General features: G+C 33.5%; 10 protein-coding genes. All 10 read right to left on the reverse strand.

Annotated elements, in window-relative coordinates; translation table 11 throughout:
- Positions 1–13 precede the first annotated feature (13 nt).
- Positions 14–541, reverse strand: a complete 528-nt coding sequence (amaP, locus tag JT739_RS08715; RefSeq protein ID WP_237660725.1) for an alkaline shock response membrane anchor protein AmaP — start codon at positions 539–541, stop codon at positions 14–16.
- 62 nt (positions 542–603) lie between these two features.
- The gene (locus JT739_RS08720; RefSeq protein WP_237660726.1) at positions 604–984 is read right to left on the reverse strand and encodes an Asp23/Gls24 family envelope stress response protein; all 381 of its coding nucleotides are present in this window, start codon (positions 982–984) and stop codon (positions 604–606) included.
- A 75-nt stretch (positions 985–1,059) separates the two neighbouring features.
- Positions 1,060–1,596: a SpoIIIAH-like family protein gene (locus tag JT739_RS08725; protein ID WP_237660727.1), complete on the reverse strand. Its 537-nt coding sequence runs from the start codon at positions 1,594–1,596 to the stop codon at positions 1,060–1,062.
- A gap of 68 nt (positions 1,597–1,664) precedes the next feature.
- Entirely contained in the window at positions 1,665–2,264 is a 600-nt protein-coding gene (spoIIIAG, locus tag JT739_RS08730; protein WP_237660728.1) for a stage III sporulation protein AG, read from the reverse strand.
- A 4-nt stretch (positions 2,265–2,268) separates the two neighbouring features.
- Complete coding sequence (spoIIIAF, locus tag JT739_RS08735; protein WP_237660729.1) at positions 2,269–2,886, reverse strand: stage III sporulation protein AF; 618 nt, start codon at positions 2,884–2,886, stop codon at positions 2,269–2,271.
- A gap of 4 nt (positions 2,887–2,890) precedes the next feature.
- On the reverse strand, positions 2,891–4,060 hold the full coding sequence (gene spoIIIAE / locus JT739_RS08740; protein WP_237660730.1) for a stage III sporulation protein AE: 1,170 nt from the start codon (positions 4,058–4,060) through the stop codon (positions 2,891–2,893).
- A gap of 17 nt (positions 4,061–4,077) precedes the next feature.
- The gene (gene spoIIIAD, locus JT739_RS08745) at positions 4,078–4,464 is read right to left on the reverse strand and encodes a stage III sporulation protein AD (RefSeq protein ID WP_237660731.1); all 387 of its coding nucleotides are present in this window, start codon (positions 4,462–4,464) and stop codon (positions 4,078–4,080) included.
- 10 nt (positions 4,465–4,474) lie between these two features.
- Positions 4,475–4,672 carry a stage III sporulation protein AC gene (gene spoIIIAC / locus JT739_RS08750; protein ID WP_237660732.1) on the reverse strand — a complete coding sequence of 66 codons (198 nt, stop codon included), beginning with the start codon at positions 4,670–4,672 and terminating at the stop codon, positions 4,475–4,477.
- 17 nt (positions 4,673–4,689) lie between these two features.
- Positions 4,690–5,211: a stage III sporulation protein SpoIIIAB gene (spoIIIAB, locus tag JT739_RS08755; RefSeq protein ID WP_237660734.1), complete on the reverse strand. Its 522-nt coding sequence runs from the start codon at positions 5,209–5,211 to the stop codon at positions 4,690–4,692.
- On the reverse strand, positions 5,202–6,212 hold the full coding sequence (spoIIIAA, locus tag JT739_RS08760; protein ID WP_370642622.1) for a stage III sporulation protein AA: 1,011 nt from the start codon (positions 6,210–6,212) through the stop codon (positions 5,202–5,204). Before spoIIIAA ends, spoIIIAB begins: the two co-directional genes overlap by 10 nt.
- Positions 6,213–6,330: the final 118 nt, after the last annotated feature.

Genomic DNA, 6,330 nt, shown 5'->3' on the forward strand with positions numbered 1-6,330 from the left:
ACCTCTCATTTAACTACTTTTGTTTAGTCTGATTTGAAACATTATTGACACTTATGCGCACATTTTTAACAGAAATTCCTGCTGTAGATTCTACATAATCTTTGATCGTCTTTTGCAATTCCAAAGCCAGATCAGGAATAATGACATCATAATTAACTGTAACTTTTATAGTAATTGATACACCATCCTCTTGCTTTTTTATATATATTCTTGATTCCTTCACCTCTTCAACATCTCGTAGAACTTTTTGTACTATATTTTCAACGGCTCCTAATGTAATACATACTTTTCCCAGTTCACCGTTTCTGACCACGGCTTCAGGAACCCCTCTGGATTTAAAAGTATAAACCAAATAACTAAAACTCAATATCAACAATGCGATACCACCAACACCGGTTTCCAAGTTGCCATACAGTGTTGATATGCTTGTACTAAAATACTGCAAACCAATTAGCTCAGCAGAAATAAGAATAAGTGCAATACCAACTATTATAGCCAACAATGTAAAAACAGCAACAGCAATTCTTTCGAAAATTCTCATAACTAAAAGCTCCTTTCAAAGGAAATTAACCCCCTGAAAAGCTTCAATCAGGGGGTATTATGTTATTTTCCATTTTCTTCCTTTGCTGAAGTCCCAAAACTAACACCTTGTATATGTATATTCACTTCTACAACAGATAAGCCTGTCATGTTTTCAATGGCTTTTTTCACGTTTTCCTGAACATTCCATGCCACATCTGGTATTCTAACACCATAGTTAATAATCATATATAAATCTACCTTAGCTTCCTTTTCACTAACTTCAACTTTAACACCTTTTGATAAATTTTTTCGGCCAAGAATTTCAGCTATTCCTCCAACAATTCCTCCGCTCATTCCCGCAACTCCTTCTACTTCCGTAGCAGCGAGACCTGCAATTACACCTACAACATCATCAGCAATTTTTATTGAACCTTTCTCATTGTTGTATTCTGGATTGCTCATTTTCTTTCTCCTTCCAGATGGTATTAACCTGACAATATTATAGCAAAATATATAGATTTATACAATTGACACACCCTATTTTCTTTCAATAATGGTAATTTTATCTATAGGAAAACCTGTTGTCTTTGTAACTATATCCGTGATTTGTGCAATATCTTTTTGCAAAAGCCCATCGGTTTTAATTACTATATTTACGTATTCATCTGAAAAGAAAATCACCGCGTCCTCAAAACCTTTTGCCTTTATTAGATTCTCCACAATCATCTCCTTTTCCACCTTTTGGGAAAGTGCTATTAATTCCTGCTGTGCTTTTTCTTTCGATTCTGCACTGGCATTAGGATTATTTATAAGCTCCTTTAAATAATCAGCTTCTTGACCTCTTAATCGGTCTCTTTCCAATTTGTACTCTATAAAAAAGTCGCTTTCTAGATTTTTAACAGCCGGCACAATCTGATCATCATTGGAAGTGGAAGTTGAAACTTTTTCCAAATCATCAGAATCTAATTCTTTTTCATATACTACTTTCGGAAAGTTGCCTAAGAACATCATGTAAACAGACATCACCAGTATAAAAGCAAATACAAATATCAAAATCGTTCTTTTGCGTATCACAAAGGACACCCCTTTTCCCTCCCGTAAATAAAACTAATTTATGAGCTTCTTGCCAAAGACAATGACATTTATTTTTCTAATACGCTTATTTTATAAATTGGTATATCTAAAAGTGTTGCTGTTGATTTCATAATCTTTTCTCTAATATTCGATGATGAAGCTCCATCTGCCACAATAAGTACACCTTTTATTTTTGGGGCAGTTTTCTTTAAAACTACAGCTTCTTCTTCACCATTTCTTCTAAGGAGCACAACCTGTTGATTAGTCTGTTTTTCAATTATTGTCCTAACACCTCCCTCATTATCTTTTTCCTCAGATGTCTTTTCGGTATTAACTGTATTAAAGGCAGGTTCAATTAAAGTTTCATCTTCAAGAGTTATCATGACACTAACATCGCCTACACCTTTTACCTGACGCAACAATTCAGTTAGTTGTCTTTCTAACTTATCCTCATAAGATATATTTTCTTGCGCCATGTTCTGCTCTATAATATCAGATGACTTTAAGTATTCACTATTGCTTTGCAGGTTATCACTCGCAGTTAAAAATTTGCCTAAAGACAACAACAGCAACCCAAGAGTAAATAGAAACATAAATTTAGATATGATTTTATTTTTGGGATTTTTAATCCATTCTATAATTGTTTTTAAATTATTATTTGATGCCATATGTTCAATCCTCCAAGCTTATATAAATATTGGTTTCGGGAATATCAAAGGTTAATACTAAATAATTTATTATATCCCTAAACTCCGTATTAGGCTTTTCTATAAAATTACTTGACTCTGATAATTCATCGCCGATTTTTATTTTTTCAATCAATATTTTCCCTTTTGGGTTTACGTCATCAGTTGGACTTTTAGTTAATGCGATTTTTACATATGTTATTTTTCCAAAGTTGTTGCTAGAAACATCTTCGTCTATTTTCACTGACACATTTTTTATATTATATGAGGTTAGATCGGTTATTTTTTGAAAAATGTATTTTTCAACGTTTGCTTTGTACTGTGCAATAGTCATTTGACTGTTGTTTTGGTTTATAATTTCTGACATAGTTGCTATACTTTTGTTATCCACAAAATTTTCATATACAATAGGAATATCGTCAAAAGACAAACTATTATGAAACAAAGGTATAAGGGGATTTATGATTGCAATCATCACTAAGAGACCTAAAAAGACTTTTACATACCTTAAAAAGCTGTTCTCGGGTATTAAAAAGTCAACAAAGGCCGCAAACATAACCACCATGATAATTTGTCTAATCCATTGGCTTAGAGCACCAACCATTGCATCACCTCATCATAAGGGTTATATTTCCCGAAGCAATAATTACCGTAACTGCCACAAAAAACATCAGCGCCACAGAGCTTACAGTAATTGCAACAAATGTTAAATTGCCGGCCATTTCGTTTAAACACTTTACCATCGCTTCTTCTCCAAGAGGCTGTATAATAGCCCCTGCTAATCTATATATAAATACCATTGCAAGAATTTTAATTACAGGAAATAAAATTGTTAAAAAAATTACTACTAACCCTGTAAATCCGATAGCATTTTTTAGAATCAAAGAACAGCCTACGACAGTATCCACAGTATCAGAAAATATACCACCTACTATGGGTATAAAGTTTTTTGAAGCAAATTTGGCAGTTCGTATGGATATTCCGTCTACCACTGAAGCAGCAGCCCCTTGAACAACTAAGATGCCCAAAAATACACTTAGGAAAAGCCCTAACAGAAAAACACATATTTGTTTTAAAAAAGATGACAATGCCGATACATGAAATCGGTTAGAAACATTGCTTATAAGCCCTAATGCAGCTACGAAATAAATAATTGGAAGGAGGATAGTTCTGATCCACGTACTTGTGACGGATATGGCTATAAATATTAGGGGATTAAAAACTGCAACTGAGGTCAGGCCTCCCATGGAAGCTAGCAGTGATAAAATTACTGGCATTAACGCCTGAATGATACTTACCATTTTGTCAATGGTTTCCCTTGCAACATTTAAAGCTATATCAAAACTTTGAATAGCAATCACTATCAGCACAAGAAAGGTAACAGCATAGGTTACTTTTCCAATATTATCGCTTTGAAAAGCACTTTGTATATTTTTAAAAACAGCACAAATTATTGATAAAATTATAAGTTCACCTAATAAGCGCACGTTTGCGGAAAGTTCACGAAAAAAGTATCTTGCTGTGCCTCTTATTAAATTTTTAAAGTCATAATTTTTTTGCCCTCTTATGATTTTCACCAAGTCGTCTAGGCCATATTGTGGCATGTAGTCTTGATAGGTGGAATTTAATTGTTTTATAAAAGTATCAAATTCAGCTTTGTCTATTACCTCATATTGTCTTTGTATAATTTCGTCATTAATTTTGTCGTTGGCCAAAACTATATTTGTTGAAATACACAAATATATTATTATGATGATGAAAACTAACGGTCTTTTCAAAAATTTTAAACCTCCATTCAAGGAAGGATTTTAATTATCAAATCCATAACTGCCATCAAAACGGGAAATGACAAAACTAGAATGAAAACTTTTGCACTGAATTCTATTTTTGACGCAATTGAGTGTGAACCAGCATCTTTACATATTTGAGAACCAAATTCTGCAATATAAGCTATTCCAATAATTTTAAAAACAGTAGAAATGTATAAATTGCTGATATTAGCTCTCAAAGATAAATCTCTTAAATACTCAACAATCGCAAGAATTTGATTAATCATGCGAAGCAGTATTATAACCCCTACGACTATGCTCATTTGTAAAGCTATTTCGGGTCTATCCTCTCGTAAAAGTACTACCAGTATTGTTGTGACGACACAGAGTCCCACAATTTGGATTATTTCCATAAAGATCCTCCTAATAAAGCTGGAACATAGTTTTTACATTGTAAAAAAGCTGGCTGACGAGTTGTATCACCATCATTAAGACAATTACCACGCCTGCAAGAGTAGTCATTTGGGCTTGTTCTTTTCTTCCAGCTTCGTCCAATACCTTACTTAAAATCGAAATTACAATACCGATAGCGGCAATCTTAAACAAAATATCTACTTCCACTTTAACACCTCTTTTGCTTAAAATAATAATAAGAAAATCATAATACCCGATAACACGCCTAAATATCTCCACATTTTTTCATTTTTTTCTTTTTCGCGGATTGAGCTTATCTCTTGTTGTCTTAAATTGTTTAACGCTAACCTTATATTTTTTATCTGATCTTCTTTATCTGTAGAACCCAGATATTTACCAAAAGCCATTAAGATTTCAAAATCATTTTCTGTAATGTATGAGTTTTTAAATAATTCTTTTAAAGACCTTTCCCACGCTTCACTGGCAGTTAGACCCTTTCGTGAAGACAGCTCTTTGGCTGCTAAATCAAAAAGTCTGGCGACATCTTCTTCACATTTTTTACTTATACTTCTAAAAGCCTGTGGCAGCGGCGAATGACCATAATTTATTTCAGATTCAAGCATAGACAGTGCCACCTGCAGATTTCTCAATGTTTTAGGCCTGTTTTTGAAGTTGCCAGCTATTATAAACCCTATCATACTGGAAGAAACAATAACAATTATTCCTCCTATCAGTTTCAGCCACATTTGTTTCCCTCCTTCACAGTTTTTAGCATATTTTTGCCAGTTGTACTTTCCAGTATGGCTTCTATGTTCCCAGGGCCCATTTTTTTACTCAAGATAATATATCTATCAAAAAAGCATCTTTCTATCAGCTTTCTTATGGCAGGCCTCTTTTTTATATCATCTAGATCCAAGCCGTGTGCAGTAGTTAATATGGCAACACCTGCATTTATAGCCTCTTCTATTGCCAAGGCATCTTCACTTTTTCCTATTTCATCAGTGGCAATTAAATCTGGTGACATTGAGCGGAGAAGTATCATTATTCCCTTTGCTTTTGGACAGCCATCGAGAACATCTGTTCTTATGCCCACATCATTTTGAGGGACTCCCTCATAGCAGCAGGCAATTTCTGATCGTTCATCTACGAGCCCTACATTTAAGCCATTGATACCTAGACTATCCACTCCATTACTGAGCTGCCTCACGATGTCTCTTAAAAGTGTCGTTTTTCCAGCTTTAGGAGGCGATATTATAAGTGCATTTAGCACCTTTCCATTGTCAATTATGTAAGGCATTACTCTGTCTGCTGCCCCTATCACTTCTTTAGCAATTCTTATATTTATGCTTGAAATATTTCTTATAGTCTTTATAGCGTTATTTTCTAAAATTACTTGACCTGAAAAACCGACTCTATGACCACCTGAAATAGTTATATAGCCATTTTTCAATTCTTCCTCAAATGAATAAACTGAATATTGACTTATAAAATGGAAGGTTTTAAATATATCTTCTCTAGTCAAATAATAAGCTTGACTGTAATCTTGAGTTATTTTTCCATCATGAGTCAGCATATAATCTTTAGAGTTTACTACAAGTATTAAAGGTTTGAAAACTCTTAATCTGATTTCCTCCAACTTTGATAGGTGTTCTAAATTTATAGACATTATCAATTGAGCTATATGAAGAGGTAATATAGGTAGTATTTCGTTTTCCAAAATAGCTTCTAAGTTTTTTCTGATATGTATCCCTTTCACCTTCTTGTCCTCCTCTTTATAAATTTATATTTACAGCTTTTAATTATTATGACTGAGATAAAAACAAAAAAAAACTGCTTTAAAGCTTATGAACTGCCCCCTGTCAAGT

The organism is Tepidanaerobacter sp. GT38 (assembly GCF_021991635.1).
Taxonomy (GTDB): Bacteria; Bacillota; Thermosediminibacteria; order Thermosediminibacterales; family Tepidanaerobacteraceae; genus DTU063.